This window comes from Aquirufa rosea (assembly GCF_004118285.1).
In the GTDB taxonomy this organism is placed as follows: Bacteria; Bacteroidota; Bacteroidia; order Cytophagales; family Spirosomataceae; genus Aquirufa; species Aquirufa rosea.
The window spans coordinates 283,938-299,005 of record NZ_SDHY01000004.1; the positions used below are offsets into that span (position 1 = coordinate 283,938).

The following is a 15,068-nucleotide window of genomic DNA, read 5'->3' on the forward strand; positions in this document are numbered from 1 at the left end:
ATCAGGGCAGAGCTCCGTTATTAGATTCGAATCAAAAACACCTTGGGTAGACAAATAATAGGGGTTTATCTCTAATTTTCTAGCCATTTTAAGAATAAAATTAAATTTCGAATCTAATAACCCTAATGAAATAGCATATGTTAAGATCCCTTGGCCTTGCGGCCCTTTCTGTTACCAGTCCCCAAATCACTTCTACCCAATCTTCTGGTATGTATGTTTCCCAAATGGATCATTTGTTGGGAACATCACTCGATTTAAAAATCGCTGCATCGCATTACGGTGCTGCCAAAAAAGCCGAAGCTAATTTACTCGCAGAGGTAAAACGGTTGAGTCAAATTTTGGGTTCCTATCATCCTAGCACAGAGTTCAATCAGTGGCTGTCTAGTCAAGGAGAATTCAAACCTGTTTCTCAAGATTTATTACAGGTGCTTCGGCTTTTTGACACTTGGCAAGAAAAAACGGGAGGACTTATCAATGCTTCTTCTGAGGAAATTTCTCGCGTTTGGAAGTCGGCCAGTGACCAAAAGCAGATGCCTGATGCGGAGAAAATCCAACAGGCAGTTAACGTTGCCCAACAAAAACACTGGGAAATAAATGAAGCTGAGCAAAGCGTTGCCAGAACTAGTCAAGCTGCTTTGCGCCTACATTCATTTGCTAAATCCTACGTGATGCAACAAGCAGCGGAAGTCGCTTTAGCCACTGAGGGAGTACAGGGGATCGTCTTAAATGTTGGGGGTGATATTCTCGTAAAAGGGAACGGAGTAGATCAAATTTCCATCAAAGATCCTCGTAATTATGCGGAAAATGCCCAACCACACGCTCAAATCTTAGTGGAGAATAAAGCCGTAGCTACCTCAGGAGATTATCAAAGAGGATTCGAAATTAATAAACAATGGTTTTCACACGTTGTGAATCCATTGACTGGATTGCCTGCCTCAGAAGTAATCAGTGCCACCGTGGTTCATCCAGATGCGGTGACTGCCGGAGCACTTTCCACAGCATTTCAAGTGATGAGTCCGGGACAAAGTCAACAACTAGCGGCTTCCATTCCTGATACGGATTATTTGATTTTGACTAAGTCTGGGGAAGAATACCAAAGTCCCAATTGGAAGAATTTACTAGCCTCTACAGCTCCTAGTATAAGTCCTGCTAGTTTTAGTACTAATATCCTGATGGTTAACCAAAAGGAAAAAATGTGGACAGATAAGCAAGAGTTACAAATCAAATTTGAACTGGCGAGTTTTGAGGGTAGATTCCGTAGACCATTTGTGGCCGTATGGGTAGAAGATGAGAACCATAAGCCGGTTCGACGTATCGCTTTGTGGTTTAACAAGCCTAGGTGGTTGCCAGATTTACGTTCATGGTATGCCGCTCAAAGAGAAAGCGCTATTGACATAGCCTCCTTGGCTAGTGCTACTCGTTCGCCTGGAGAATATACTTTGGTTTGGGACGGAAAAGATGATGCTGGTCAATTTGTGAAACAAGGTAAATATACGGTGTATATTGAGGCAGCACGTGAGCATGGAACTTATCAATTGATGAAGCAAGAGATGAATTTTAACGGAAAAGATCAAAAGCAAACTCTTCCAGGAAACGAAGAAGTAAAGGGGGCTTCTTTGATTTATGTAGCCAAATAAATTGTTGAATAATTCTGGGAGCCTATGAAAATTCATGGGCTTCTTTTAAATAAATACCATGAGTACTCCCAATGCTAAGTTAAAAAGCAAGTCCAACAAGCTTCGTCGTTCTACTGCAGAAATTTCCCGGTGGCTACACATCTATTTATCCATGTTCAGCTTTGCCATCGTATTGTTTTTTTCGGTGACAGGTTTGACATTGAATCATCAGGAGTGGTTACCTGAGAAATCGGATGTTCAGGAGCAAAAGGCTAAGTTGAACGTGGCATGGGTTAATCCAACAGATACTTCCAAAATAGCCAAATTGGAAGTGGTGGAACATCTTCGAAATACTCATGGAATCAAGGGGCAATTGAATGATTTTAGAATCGATGAAAGGGAAATTTCCATTTCCTTTCAAGGACCTGGTTATACAGCAGATGTATTTGTTGATCGCGAAACGGGCGACTATGATCTAACAGAAACACGGATGGGTTGGATGGCCGTAGTGAATGATTTGCATAAGGGAAGAGATACGGGTAAATCTTGGGCTTGGGTGATTGATCTCTCGGCCATTTTCATGATTTTCATTTCAGCGACGGGTTTAATTTTGTTGTTGTTTTTAAAGAAGAGAAAAACCACGGGCTTGTTGTTGGCCTTGATTGGTTTGGCTATTTCTTATGGCATCTATTATTTTTTAACTTAGGTAATCAAAATCAGACGAATAGTCTATTGGAAATGAGAGGGTTTTTCATATAATTTGTCACCAAATTGAGCAAAATCACTTCATCATGTTAGAAAGCCTTATTTCCTATTTTGACCATATTCCAAGCAGTCATCGTGCACTCATTTTAGCGGGTGGAATTAGTTTTTTCTGGTTGGTAGAATATGCCATTCCATTGGTTTCTTTTCGCTACAATAAATGGAAACATGCTGGGATAAATTTGCTATTTACCTTTACCACCATCGTGGTGAATTTTGCTTTTGCCCTGTGGATAGTTCGTTTGAGCGATTGGACTATCAGTCAGCAGGTTGGTATTTTACAATGGTTTCCGATGGGCAATTGGGCAAGCCTGATTGTAGGACTTTTAGTCTTGGATTTGGTGGGGGCTTATTTTGTTCATTGGACGGAGCATAAAGTGAAAGTGATGTGGAAATTTCACATGGTTCATCATGCGGATACTATGGTAGATACCACCACAGCTAACCGTCATCATCCTGGAGAAAGTGTCATTCGAGCCTTATTTACTATGTTAGGAGTATTGGTATGTGGCGCTCCCATGTGGTTAGTTATGATTTATCAAAGTACTTCTGTAGTACTTTCACAGTTTAATCATGCCAATATTTCTTTGCCAAAGGCTTTGGACAATGCTATCAGTTATGTGATAGTTTCTCCGAACATGCATAAAGTGCACCACCACGTGACTCGTCCTCAGACAGATTCAAATTATGGAAATATTTTTGCGATTTGGGATAGACTTTTTGGCACGTTTAATTCTACTTCAGTCAACGAATTGACTTATGGACTAGATGTCTTGGATAACCAAAAAGATGGAGATTTAGGTTATCAATTTAGAGTACCATTTAATTCCCAAATTAAAACAGACTATTAGTAAAGCTCCACAATCATTTCTACTTCTACGGCTGCATTATTAGGCAAGGTATTAACGCCAATCGCTGAGCGAGCATGCTTTCCTTTGTCGCCAAATACTGCCACCATCAAATCGGAAAATCCGTTCATGACCATGGGCTGTTGGGTAAAACTAGGATCGGAATTGACATAGCCTGTTACTTTTAGGATTCTTTTTACACGGCGTAAATCGCCCAATTGGCCTTTTAACGTAGATATTAAGGCAATTCCCGCAAATTTCGCTGCTGCCTGACCTTCTTCTACTGTGAGTTTATTGCCTAGCTTACCTAAAACAAAACCACCATCTGCTTTCTCAGGTAAATGTCCAGATAAATAAGCGATATTGCCTGCTCGGGTAAATTTGACGTAGTTGGCTAGCGGAGTGCTAGGCTTCAGCAATTGGATTCCTAATGCCTGCAAGCGCTCCTCTGGACTGTCAGGTTTTTTGAGGAATAGGAGGCAAACGGGAGAACTTACTGAAATGTCTTGTTTGCTATCGCTTAATTGTCCTGTCTGCTGATTGACAGAAAAAACTTGAATTCTGTTTTCGGTCTGACTAGCCACAAATAACCATTTCCCGCTGGGGTCATAGCTAAAATTTCGGGGCATTTTGGCTACAGCTTGGTAACCCATGGACTTCAATTTGCCATCTGGCTGTATGGCAAAGAGGGCCAAATTGTCGCTTGTAATACGGTTGGAGCTAATGAGCCATTTGCCATTAGGTGATATGTGTATGTCGGCACTAGCTTTCACCGTCAATTTGGTGCTGGTATCTGAAACAATGTTTTGGATTTTGTCCAAGCCTTGAGCGCTGATTTTAAAAACATCTATGGTACCATTTAATTCATTGATCACATAGGCTAAATTCCCGTTGGGATGGAATATCATATGTCTAGGACCATTTCCGGGATTCACGGCAATCGATTGATAATTTTCAGTCAATGTTCCATCGGGTAAAATACTATGCCAATGGATTTTGTCAGAACCTAAATCTGGAACATATAAACTTTTTTGATCGGGCGCAATGGCGACCATGTGGGCATGCGGTGAGTCCTGTCTACCAGTAACGACACTAGAACCCTTATAAAAAAAGGCTTGGGCGGCAGGTAACAGTCGACCGTCCTCTCCCGTTTTAAACACATTCAGTGAACCGCTGCCGTAGTTGGCCACATATACTGTTCTGGTTGCTTCATGAAATTTTACAAAACAGGGGCCATCTCCAACGGTTGGGCTGGAGTTTAATTTCGTATAGGTACCATTGGCATTTCGTGCATAGGCACTAATGGCAGATTTACCGCCTCCTTCTTCTGAAACGGAGTACAATAGATTTCCATCGGAAGAAAGCGCTTGGTAAGAAGCATTGGGGTTTTCTCTGACATAATTGGCCTTGGTTTTGGCTGTGGCTAAATCCACATCAAAAACTTCAATTCCAGGATTTTTGGCTTTGGTGTAGGAGCCAACTATTAATTGATATTGGGTAGAATCTGCGGGTGACCCCATCAAGAGAGTACTGATAAAAAGGGTAATGCTATTTAACATAGGTAAAGGTTTTGGGTAAACAAGATACGAATGTCCGTAAATTTTGGGTATTTTTCACCTTACAATTTTCTACAATTCCATGGCGGGTATCATGAATAAAGTTTGGATTTTGCTATTTTGGACATTTGCCTCCTTGGCACAAATACCTGAGCCACCTCGACTAATTGTTCGGGGTGATGATATGGGTTACAGCCACTCGGGAAATTTGGCATTGATTCAATCATCCCTTCAGGGTATTCAAACGTCCATTGAAGTTATTGTGCCTTCCCCTTGGTTTCCGGAGGCGGTTCAGCTGCTTCAACAACATCCAAATATTGATGTGGGGATTCATTTGGCATTGACAAGTGAGTGGGATAAGGTGAAATGGAGACCATTAACCGAAGCAAAAAGTCTTCGGGATTCAGATGGATATTTTTTCCCTATGGTATATGCCAATAAAAATTATCCGGGTGCAGCTATCGTGGAGAATAAATTTTCTTTGGCAGACATTGAAGTGGAATTTAGGGCGCAAATAGAATTGGCTAAAAAGAAGATACCTCGAATTAGTCATATATCTGCCCACATGGGTTGTTCTAGAATAAATGATGAAGTCAACCAATTGACCAAGAAATTGGCCAAAGAGTATCATTTGATATTTGAAAACACCTTGTATCCCTTTGAACGAGCGAGTTATGATGGCCCAAAGGAGACCTCCGCGCAGAAAATAGACAGTTTTATTAATATGCTACGCAACTTACAGGCAGGGAAAACCTATTGTTTTGTGGATCATCCTGGTTTAGATGATGCAGAATTACGGGCGATATCTCATGTTGGATACGAAGGGGTTGCTGTGGACAGGCAAGGGGTGACGGATGTTTTTACGAGTCAAAAAGTAAAGGATGCCATTGAAGCTCTAGGAATTAAGCTCATTTCTTACCGTGATCTGGGGCCATTACCTTGAGGTGGGATATTGACCCAAAAATAATTTATTCTTTATAGCAAGAAATGTCAGTAAACAAATTTTTGTACCTTTGAGACTGGACCTTTGTAATGGTCTAGTTTACAGTACATTTGAAAGTTTTACTTATGAAGTTTTTTAAGAAAATTAATTTTACGACCGAGCAAGAGACCATCGCTGAATTAACAGAAGCGGTGAAGCAATACAAGGTTATCCATTTGGCAGGATATAATTTATCTATTCCCTTAGAGCAATTCTATATCAATTTTGCTGATTCCATTGGTACCCCGTTTAATGAAGATGAGGATTTAATCACTGGAGAGCGTAAAGAAAATCGTTGGATTGACATTAGTTATGATCCCGCTATACCTGATCGTTATAGAAGTAGTAATACCCGTCAGCCTTTGCATACAGATGATTCGTATGTGGAGTTAGGAGATGAGAAATCATTGCAGTTTTTTTATTGTACTTCCCGTGCTGCCCGCGGTGGAGCCACCACGTTTTATGATTTGCCGGATTTGGTGGAGTGTTTGAAAATTGATGGACAAGATGATTTATTGAATCGATTGATGACCATTTCGGTTAATTTTGAGAAAGCTGGACATAAAAAAGTACGTAAAATTTTAGATCAGGATGAGTTAGGTTGGTTAGCCAATTGGAACTATTACTGTGTTGATGTTGACAATACACCTGAAGCGCTTAAACTAGTGGAGGATTTTCACCATTTTTTAGAGGCTAGGATCATTAATGCAGGTTTAGTTTTACCAGTTCAATTAGAGCGAGGTGAAGCTGCATTTTTCCATGATGACCGTATTTTGCACGGTAGAAATGCATATTTCGCTACAAAAAAAGGGGAGCGCTGCTTGATCAAAGGAAAGATTATTTTAGAGCCAGATTTTCAATTGTCCTAGGACATGACAAAAACTTGCTCACACCGCTTTTCCAATCGCTTACATCAAAAATTAGGTCTTGGTACATGGCAATTAGGTGGACCCAATGTGGTACAAGGTAAGGCTATGGGCTGGGGAGAAATTAACGAGGAAGAATCACTAGATATTTTGGTGACTGCTTTGGAGTCAGGTATTCAATTTATTGATACGGCTGATTCTTATGGAAAAGGACTATCTGAAAAGATGGTAGGCAAGGCTCTCCGAACAGCTAATTTTACTCAAGATGTCATCGTTTGTACCAAATTTGGTAACGTGTATCTTCCAGATGGTTCTACTGGACAAGATTTTTCTGTAGAACATTTGATGGCAAGTGTAAAAGCTAGTTTAGATCGTTTAGGTCGCGACTGTATCGATGTTTTGTTGATGCATAGTCCGCCGGACAACTTTGATTGGGAAAACTATGATTCCCATCCATTTGAAGATTTGGTTCGTCAAGGATTAGTCCGACAATATGGAGTAAGTTCCAAAAGTGTCTATGGAGCAAAGCGAGTGATGGATGCGGGTTTTGGCTCTGTAATCGAGGTAATTTATAATGTTTTGGATCGTCGGGTGGATGAGATATTAAGTCATCATCCCCAACGAGAGGCCTACGACATTATTGGTCGAGTGCCACTGGGTTCTGGATTTTTAAGTGATCGCTGGTTGACGGAAGAGCCCCATTTTGGAGAAGATGATTACCGTACTTACTTAGCGGATCGAGATAAAAATTGGATGCTGGAAAATGCTAGGAAGCTAGCCTTTTTGGCGGATTTGCCAGGTGGACTATCTGCCAATGCCTTACGTTTTAGTTTGCAAAATCCCCAAATCGCGGTGGTAATTCCTGGAGCTAGATCGGTATCACAAGTACATGCTAATCTGTCTGCATCGAATTTACCGGCAATTGGTCAAGATTTGGTTGATCGAATTGTACAAGCCGTGCCTTCTGTCCCTGATTGGTGGAAACCTAGCAAATAGATTTATTGATGTAACGATTCGGATTTGATTAGTGATTAGATTTGTCAACTTTTTAAAAGTTGACAAATCTAATTGCCAATTGCTAATCGACAAATTGTCAATTGCCTAATTGTTGGTATCCTCAAATAACCATCCCCACCGCCACCCAAGCTACATCAAAATTCTCGTGTTTTCCAAGCATCATATCATCAGCTTTGTGATAAATTTTTGATTGAAAAGGTGCTATTTCGCTTATTTTGATTTATTTCATGGTAACTAAAGATGCCATATGATGAAATATGTACTTTCTATTCCGCTACTTCTACTTATCCACTTAGGTTTTGCTCAACATACAAAAATTCAAAAGAGAGATGTGGAAGGCGCTGCCAAAATATTTGATCTTAATTTTACTGGTGCTGAAATAGATACCCTACTGTCAGATGTCCAAGATAATTTGGCTGTCTACCAAGAGCAACATCGAGTACATTTACCCAATTCCGTTCCTTTAAGCTTATGGCAAACCGTACTTCTTCCAGAGGTACATCTTAATAAAAATCAACAGCCTATTTATTGGACTAAAGCCTCAGGGATAGAACTGCCCATGAATAAATCATCTTTGGCATTTTATAGTATCCCTCAATTAGCTGAGCTAATCAAAACAAAAAAGATAAGCTCTGTGCAGTTGACACAATTCTACATAGATCGAATCAAAAAATATGGAGATACACTTCAATGTTTGATCTCATTAACGGAAACCATTGCTTTAGAGCAGGCTCATCAAGCAGACCAGGAAATTTCCCAAGGGAAATATCGGGGAATGCTGCATGGAATTCCTTACGGTTTGAAAGATCTTTTTGCCGTGAAAGGGACTAAGACTACCTGGGGTGCTGCTCCTTACAAGGAACAAGTAATAGATGAAGATGCTTACGTTTATCAAAAGCTACGAGCTGCAGGTGCAGTTCTCGTTGCCAAATTTACCTTGGGTGCCTTGGCCATGGGCGATTATTGGTATGGAGGAAGAACCAAAAATCCATGGAATTTGGCATTAGGTTCTTCTGGTTCCTCAGCTGGATCTGCCTCGGCTACCGTGGCAGGTTTAGTGCCATTTGCCATAGGAACTGAAACTTGGGGAAGTATCGTATCTCCTTCCACTACCTGTGGTGCCTTGGGGCTTCGACCTACCTTTGGACGGGTGAGTAGAACCGGTGCCATGGCATTGAGTTATAGTTTGGATAAAATAGGTCCTATTTGTCGAAATGCTGAAGATGCAGCCATCGTTTTTGAGGCAATCAAGGGGACAGATGGTTTAGATTTATCAGCAACCGAAGCAGCGTTTAATTATTCCAATCAATTAGATATTAAAAAGTTAAGAATTGGGTACCTAAAAAACTATTTCGACAAATTGAAAGATACTACTGCCAACGAATGGCAGGTTCTTCAAGTATTAAAAAAATTGGGAGCTAAGCTGGTGCCTGTGGAATTTCCAGAGAAGCAGTTTTATCCCTTCCAAATGATGGATATCATCATCGGTGCGGAATGTGCCGCGCAATTTGATGAATTAACTCGCTTCAATATCGATGATGAGTTAACCATGCAAAGAAAGGGAGATTGGCCCAATCAGTTTAGGACAGCACGTTTTATCCCTGCCGTAGAATACATCAATGCGCAGCGTCATAGATATTTATTGATGCAGCAAGTCAATTACTTCTTCAAAGATTTTGATGTAATTATCAGTCCAAGCCTAGCCTCTGGTAACCAATTGGCGATTACGAATTTGACAGGGCATCCAGTGGTTTGTATCCCGAATGGATTTGATAAAAAAACACATAAGCCTACCAGCATTAGTTTTTTGGGGAATTTATTTGACGAGGCAACTATTTTGGCTTTAGCTAAAATGTATCAAGATGCCACCCCTTGGGACGAAATGCATCCCGAGATGTTTAAGTAGGGGGATTTTTCATTTCTTTTTATCAGGAAATGATTTTTGGTAATCAGGGTAGATAAAATAAGATTTTTTTGAGAAATACTTATATTAGCCTATTCTATTCTAAACTTATGATTACTGATCTACAAAAACAGGCATACCATCGAGATGGTTACTTGATTGTACCTAAGCTATTTTCTCAAGAGGAAATTGATTTATTATATGCCGTGGCAACGGACCAGTCGGTTGTTAGTCAAGCATTTGACCTCAATGACCAATCCGGCAAAAAAACTAAACTTACTTTATGGTTCACGGCTGGCGATGATTCCTTCGGGTTGATGTCGAGGAGTAGACGTTTGGTGGAAGGGGTGCAAAGCTTATTAGGGGAAGGTGAGGTTTGTCATTTTCATTCCAAAGTCATGCAAAAAGAACCCCATGTAGGCGGTTCTTGGGAATGGCATCAAGATTATGGATACTGGTATAAAAATGGCTTTCTTTTTCCAGAGGCCATGATTTCGGTGATGGTTGCCCTCACGGATGCCACCATTGAAAATGGTTGTTTGCAGGTACTCAAAGGAACCCATAAAATGCAACGTTTTGAGCATCTATTTGCCGGGGAGCAGCAGGGGGCTGACATGGACTTTGTGAGGGAAGCTGAAAAGGTTTCGGAACTAGTTTACTGTGAATTGAAAGCGGGTGATGTCTTGTTTTTCCATAGCAATATTTTGCATCGCTCGGAGGCAAATTTATCGGATAAGGCTCGCTGGTCTGTCATTTCTGCCTATAATTTATCCTACAATAAGCCTTTTAGAGAAAAGCATACTTCCTGTATTGAACCCGTTCAGGTGGTCGATGATACTGCTCTTTTGGCCAGTGGCCAACGGACCGTTACACAAGCAGATTTTTTGAGTAAAGACAAAGAAATAACCTTACAAGATTTAAAATAAGATGGCTCAAGTTTGTATTCTAGGTGGTGGATTTATTGGAAGGTTTTATGCCGATTCCCTAACGGGTCGTAGAGGTAAGGACCAAGTAAGCGTAGTGTATGCCCGAAGAGAGGAAACAGCTATTCGCTTTGCGAAAGATTATCAAGTTCCGCATTTTACTACCCAAATGGAGGAGGCTATTGCGCATCCAAACAGTGAATTTGTTGTGATCGCCTTACCCAATTACCTGCATGAAGAGGCGGTTAATTTATGTGTCAAACATAAGAAGGCAGTGCTTTGTACCAAACCTCTTGGCCGAACAGCGGAAGAGGCTTTACGAATGACTCAAGCTTGTGAAAAAGCGGGAATATTTGCGGGTTATTTGGAAGACCTTTGCTATACCCCGAAATTTTTGAAATCATTAAAAACGGTACAATCGGGTGCTTTGGGACGTATTCTATGGGCCAAATCTAGAGAAACACATCCTGGTCCACATTCCGACTGGTTCTGGGATATTCAAAAAGCAGGAGGAGGTGCGGTGCTTGATTTAGGCTGTCATTGCATTGAAATTGCTCGTAATTTCATTGGAAAGGATGTTAAACCCGTGGAAGTGATGTGCTGGGCTGATACCCAAGTTAAACCGATTGATGCAGAGGATCATGCCATCGGTTTAGTGAAATATGAAAATGGGGCGATTGGTCAATTTGAGGTTTCTTGGACTTTCCGTGGAGGCATGGACTTACGCGATGAGGTCATGGGAACCGAAGGAACCATTTGGGTAAATTCATTTTTAAGAACGGGTTTTGAAATGTTTACCTCGGGTGCTGGTAAATCCTATGTAGCTGAAAAAGCAGAGAGTGATTCAGGTTGGCAGTTTCCCGTAGGAGATGAGGCGCATGAATTGGGATACACGAATATGTTCACCGACATGTTTGATGCCTATGAAAAGGGAGAAAGTCCCATGGAAACCTTTTATGATGGTTATGTCGTGAATGCTATCATTGATGCAGCTTATAGATCAGCAAAAACCAAATTATGGGAGCCTGTACAATTACCGGAATGGCGTGGACAAGTGGGTCTAAGCAAGCCCTCTGTATATCAAGAATTTGATGCAGATCATTGGTTTATCAAGGATGAAATATTGCCTAATGGCGACAAAAAAGTCATCCTGAAAGTGAAAGCTACTGGGGAAATTATTGAAAAAGAAACTTGGGTATAATGGCTAAAATCATTGTCATAGGTAGTTCTAACACGGACATGGTTATCCAGTCGGACCGACTTCCTGCCCCTGGAGAAACGGTCTTAGGTGGAACATTTTTTATGAATCCCGGTGGCAAAGGAGCTAATCAGGCAGTGGCTGCTGCCCGATTAGGTGGAGAAACCTATTTTATTACCAAAGTGGGTAAAGATGTATTTGGAGAAAGCGCTTTAAAACAATTCGCCCAAGAAGGAATACATGGTCAATTTATCTTTCAGGATGATTTACATCCTTCGGGTATTGCACTCATTAATGTAGATACGCATGGCGAAAATAGCATTACAGTTGCCTCAGGAGCAAATGCCCATTTAATGCCTCAAGACATAAAAGCGGCTGTTTCGCTCTTTCAGCCAGGGAATTGCATATTGTTGCAATTAGAAATACCCTTGGAAACTGTCATTTATTCGGTTCAACAAGCTAAACAAGCGGGTTTATCTGTCGTGTTAAATCCTGCCCCTGCTTGTGAATTGCCAGAATCGTTGTATGCCGATCTAGATATCATTACTCCCAACGAAACGGAAACCGAGTTTCTGACAGGAATCCAACCGGTGGATGAGGCTAGTTTGATACAGGCATCAGACTATTTTCTTTCTCGAGGAGTTAAACGAGTGGTGATTACACGTGGTTCACAAGGAGCTTATTGGAAAACAAAGGAAAGTTCGGGGCACATACTTGCCCAGCAGGTTGTGGCTGTGGATAGCACCGCTGCTGGAGATTGTTTCAATGGAGCTTTGGTTGTTGCACTTTCAGAAGGCCAAGATTTTGAACAAGCCATAGCTTTTGCTTGTCGAGCCGCTGCCATTTCAGTTACCCAATTAGGCGCACAAGCCTCCATGCCCAGACGAGAACAATTATGAAAAAACTCCTATTACTCTTTTTATGCATCCCTATGTTTCTAACGGCTCAGACTAAGAAACAGAAAGTCATTTTTGACTGTGATTTAGGAGATGATATTGACGATGCCTATGCTTTGGCTTATTTGTTGACCCAACAGGATAAGTTAGAAATTTTAGGAATTACTACTTGTTACGGAAGAACAGATGATCGTGCCCGTTTGGCATTAAAGATGTTGTATGAGACGGGTCAGGAACACATTCCCGTTTACATAGGGAGAAATACGTCGCATGTCGACAAAAGAGCTAATTGGTACGCTGATCAATTTTCATGGGCAAAAGGATTTGAAAAATTAAAACCCCAGTCGAAACCTGCGGCAGATTTTATCATGGAACAAATTAAAAAATACCCCAATGAAGTGGTCATATTTTCGGTAGGACCTGTGACCAATTTCGCTGATATCATACAAAAAGACCCTAAGATTTTGCAGAAAGCAAAGCATATTTATGCCATGTTTGGGTCATTTGATGTGGGTTATAATCAGAAAAAACCTATTGATGCTGAATGGAATGTCAAGGTTGATATTCCCGCCTCTAAGCAATTTGTGCAATCTGGCACTTCCATTACCTATGCGGGAACGGATGTGACTTCACAAGTGAAACTTTCGGCAGAGAATCGTCGGATTTTGAAGGAGAAAAATACACCATTGACGAATGCCTTAACGGAGCTTTACCGACTTTGGGGGCATGAAACGCCCACCTTGTTTGATCCAGTTGCCATTGCGATGTTATTGCATCCCGATTTATTTCAAACAGAAAAAAGGAATATTATGGTGGATGATCAAGGTTATACGCGTAGTACTCAGGCTAAGCCCAATGCGGTGGTTGGGATAAAAATCCAAGAAGCGAAAGTGTTGAAGATTTTGATGAATCATTATTTGAAACAATCATTTGCTAAAAAACCCTAAAACGATGAAAAAACTGTGTTTACTTCTACTTTTTATACCTGCCGTGGCTTGGTCGCAGTCCAAGAACTTCGTGCTTTCTAAGCAGACTCTTCAAGATAAAATCAAAGGAGGTTGGGCCGGGCAGACTATCGGAGTGACTTTTGGTGGACCCATGGAATTCCGATACAATGGTACCATGATTGATGCTTATCAACCCATTCCTTGGTACGATGGATACCTGAAAAAGACCATGTTAGAAAATGCGGGTCTTTACGATGATTTATATATGGATTTGACATTCGTAGAGGTGTTTGACCGCGAGGGATTGGATGCACCCATTAGTTCACATGCGAAAGCCTATGCAGAAGCAGGCTATGCCCTTTGGCATGCGAATCAAGCGGGGAGGTACAATATTTTACATGGGATGGCTGCTCCAGCCTCGGGGCATTGGAAAAACAATCCTCATGCGGATTGCATTGATTATCAAATTGAATGTGATTTTGCAGGATTAATGTCGCCCGGAATGCCCAATGTCGCGTCTAAAATTTCAGATAAAATTGGCCATATCATGAATTATGGCGATGGCTATTATGGCGGAGTATTTTTGGGCGCCTGTTATACTTTGGCATTTGTTTCGAACAATATTCCTTACATTATCCAAGAGGCATTAAAAACCATTCCAAAGCAAAGTGCTTATTATCAATGCATTTCTGATGTGGTTCGTTGGCACAAACAATACCCTAGCGACTGGACCAAAACTTGGTTAGAAGTGCAGAAAAAATGGGCACAAGATATTGGTTGCCCAGATGGGGTTTTCGCACCGTTTAATATAGATGCGACAGTAAATTCTGCTTATGTGGTGATAGGTCTATTGTATGGCCAGGGAGACTTTAGCAAAACCATGGAAATCACGACACGCTGTGGGCAGGATGCCGACTGTAATCCTTCCTCAGCGGGAGGAATTTTAGGTACCATGTTAGGTTATGATAAGATACCGGCTTATTGGAAACAAGGGTTAAAGGAAGCGGAGGATATCGATTTTAAATACACAAGTACCTCCTTATCTGATGTATACAGTATTGGTTTTAAGCATGCATTGCAAAACATTCAGAGGAATGGAGGAAAGATTGTTGGAGATCAGGTATATATTCCACAGGAGGCGCCCAAGACCGTGGCATTTGAGAAGAGTTTTGATGGAGTATATCCAACGCAGAAAATCGGCGTGGGCAAAACACTAAAAGATGAATACCAATTTGAGTTTACAGGGAAGGGATTTGTTTTAAGGGGTGAAACGGCGAAATGGGCATCTAATTCTAGTCATACCTTTGAAATGGAAGTATATGTGGATGGTAAACTGATGGAGAAGGCGCTTTTGCCTACGGCCTTTACGACGCGCCGACATGAATTAACTTGGAATTACGATTTGTTTCCAGGTAAACATCGGGTACGTTTGAAACTGTTAAATCCAGTGGAGGGACTTGAGCTTAAAATGATGGATGTGATTGTCTATGATGCACCATCCAAGCGAGTAACAGATACTCATTTTTATCGATTGGGTAATTTGAAATAAATCTA

13 protein-coding genes are annotated in these 15,068 nt (G+C 41.1%); 12 read left to right on the forward strand and 1 reads right to left on the reverse strand.

The genetic code is table 11. The annotated features are described in order from the left end of the window. Window positions 1–137: 137 nt before the first annotated feature. The 3 genes from ESB04_RS08400 to ESB04_RS08410 all read left to right on the forward strand — a co-directional run bounded on the left by ESB04_RS08400 (window position 138) and on the right by ESB04_RS08410 (window position 3,229). Window positions 138–1,637, forward strand: a complete 1,500-nt coding sequence (locus tag ESB04_RS08400) for a DUF2271 domain-containing protein (protein ID WP_129027283.1) — start codon at window positions 138–140, stop codon at window positions 1,635–1,637. A gap of 58 nt (window positions 1,638–1,695) precedes the next feature. Then, entirely contained in the window at window positions 1,696–2,322 is a 627-nt protein-coding gene (locus tag ESB04_RS08405; RefSeq protein ID WP_129027284.1) for a PepSY-associated TM helix domain-containing protein, read from the forward strand. Between the two features lie 85 nt (window positions 2,323–2,407). Beyond that, entirely contained in the window at window positions 2,408–3,229 is an 822-nt protein-coding gene (locus ESB04_RS08410; protein ID WP_129027285.1) for a sterol desaturase family protein, read from the forward strand. Here ESB04_RS08410 and ESB04_RS12625 read toward each other — a convergent pair. Beyond that, window positions 3,226–4,785, reverse strand: a complete 1,560-nt coding sequence (locus ESB04_RS12625) for an Atu1372/SO_1960 family protein (protein WP_129027286.1) — start codon at window positions 4,783–4,785, stop codon at window positions 3,226–3,228. The two genes, ESB04_RS08410 and ESB04_RS12625, sit on opposite strands and share 4 nt — an antisense overlap. 79 nt (window positions 4,786–4,864) lie before the next feature. Here ESB04_RS12625 and ESB04_RS08420 point away from each other — a divergent pair, with 79 nt between their 5' ends. The 9 genes from ESB04_RS08420 (at window position 4,865) to ESB04_RS08460 (ending at window position 15,063) form a co-directional block, all read left to right on the forward strand. Beyond that, on the forward strand, window positions 4,865–5,725 hold the full coding sequence (locus ESB04_RS08420) for a polysaccharide deacetylase family protein (protein WP_235832204.1): 861 nt from the start codon (window positions 4,865–4,867) through the stop codon (window positions 5,723–5,725). Window positions 5,726–5,850: 125 nt separating this feature from the next. Further along, the gene (locus tag ESB04_RS08425) at window positions 5,851–6,633 is read left to right on the forward strand and encodes a TauD/TfdA family dioxygenase (protein WP_129027287.1); all 783 of its coding nucleotides are present in this window, start codon (window positions 5,851–5,853) and stop codon (window positions 6,631–6,633) included. Window positions 6,634–6,636: 3 nt separating this feature from the next. Next, a complete protein-coding gene (locus ESB04_RS08430) occupies window positions 6,637–7,626 on the forward strand; it encodes an aldo/keto reductase (protein WP_129027288.1) in 990 nt (329 codons plus the stop codon). A 268-nt stretch (window positions 7,627–7,894) separates the two neighbouring features. Beyond that, window positions 7,895–9,553, forward strand: a complete 1,659-nt coding sequence (locus ESB04_RS08435; protein ID WP_129027289.1) for an amidase — start codon at window positions 7,895–7,897, stop codon at window positions 9,551–9,553. Between the two features lie 107 nt (window positions 9,554–9,660). Then, window positions 9,661–10,476 carry a phytanoyl-CoA dioxygenase family protein gene (locus ESB04_RS08440; protein ID WP_129027290.1) on the forward strand — a complete coding sequence of 272 codons (816 nt, stop codon included), beginning with the start codon at window positions 9,661–9,663 and terminating at the stop codon, window positions 10,474–10,476. 1 nt (window position 10,477) lies between these two features. Then, on the forward strand, window positions 10,478–11,674 hold the full coding sequence (locus tag ESB04_RS08445; protein ID WP_129027291.1) for a Gfo/Idh/MocA family protein: 1,197 nt from the start codon (window positions 10,478–10,480) through the stop codon (window positions 11,672–11,674). Continuing rightward, a complete protein-coding gene (gene rbsK / locus ESB04_RS08450) occupies window positions 11,674–12,570 on the forward strand; it encodes a ribokinase (RefSeq protein ID WP_129027292.1) in 897 nt (298 codons plus the stop codon). Before ESB04_RS08445 ends, rbsK begins: the two co-directional genes overlap by 1 nt. Next, window positions 12,567–13,514: a nucleoside hydrolase gene (locus tag ESB04_RS08455; RefSeq protein WP_129027293.1), complete on the forward strand. Its 948-nt coding sequence runs from the start codon at window positions 12,567–12,569 to the stop codon at window positions 13,512–13,514. The genes rbsK and ESB04_RS08455 overlap by 4 nt, the downstream gene beginning before the upstream one ends. Window positions 13,515–13,518: 4 nt before the next feature. Continuing rightward, a complete protein-coding gene (locus ESB04_RS08460; RefSeq protein WP_129027294.1) occupies window positions 13,519–15,063 on the forward strand; it encodes an ADP-ribosylglycohydrolase family protein in 1,545 nt (514 codons plus the stop codon). Window positions 15,064–15,068 lie beyond the last annotated feature (5 nt).

Bases quoted from the DNA above. Each gene is read 5' to 3' on its own strand.
- ESB04_RS08420 (WP_235832204.1), top strand. From the start codon at position 4,865: ATGGCGGGTATCATGAATAAAGTTTGGATTTTGCTATTTTGGACATTT.
- ESB04_RS08440 (WP_129027290.1), top strand. From the start codon at position 9,661: ATGATTACTGATCTACAAAAACAGGCATACCATCGAGATGGTTACTTG.
- ESB04_RS08410 (WP_129027285.1), top strand. From the start codon at position 2,408: ATGTTAGAAAGCCTTATTTCCTATTTTGACCATATTCCAAGCAGTCAT.
- ESB04_RS08400 (WP_129027283.1), top strand. From the start codon at position 138: ATGTTAAGATCCCTTGGCCTTGCGGCCCTTTCTGTTACCAGTCCCCAA.
- rbsK (WP_129027292.1), top strand. From the start codon at position 11,674: ATGGCTAAAATCATTGTCATAGGTAGTTCTAACACGGACATGGTTATC.
- ESB04_RS08455 (WP_129027293.1), top strand. From the start codon at position 12,567: ATGAAAAAACTCCTATTACTCTTTTTATGCATCCCTATGTTTCTAACG.
- ESB04_RS08405 (WP_129027284.1), top strand. From the start codon at position 1,696: ATGAGTACTCCCAATGCTAAGTTAAAAAGCAAGTCCAACAAGCTTCGT.
- ESB04_RS08435 (WP_129027289.1), top strand. From the start codon at position 7,895: ATGATGAAATATGTACTTTCTATTCCGCTACTTCTACTTATCCACTTA.
- ESB04_RS08460 (WP_129027294.1), top strand. From the start codon at position 13,519: ATGAAAAAACTGTGTTTACTTCTACTTTTTATACCTGCCGTGGCTTGG.
- ESB04_RS08445 (WP_129027291.1), top strand. From the start codon at position 10,478: ATGGCTCAAGTTTGTATTCTAGGTGGTGGATTTATTGGAAGGTTTTAT.
- ESB04_RS12625 (WP_129027286.1), bottom strand. From the start codon at position 4,785: ATGTTAAATAGCATTACCCTTTTTATCAGTACTCTCTTGATGGGGTCA.
- ESB04_RS08425 (WP_129027287.1), top strand. From the start codon at position 5,851: ATGAAGTTTTTTAAGAAAATTAATTTTACGACCGAGCAAGAGACCATC.
- ESB04_RS08430 (WP_129027288.1), top strand. From the start codon at position 6,637: ATGACAAAAACTTGCTCACACCGCTTTTCCAATCGCTTACATCAAAAA.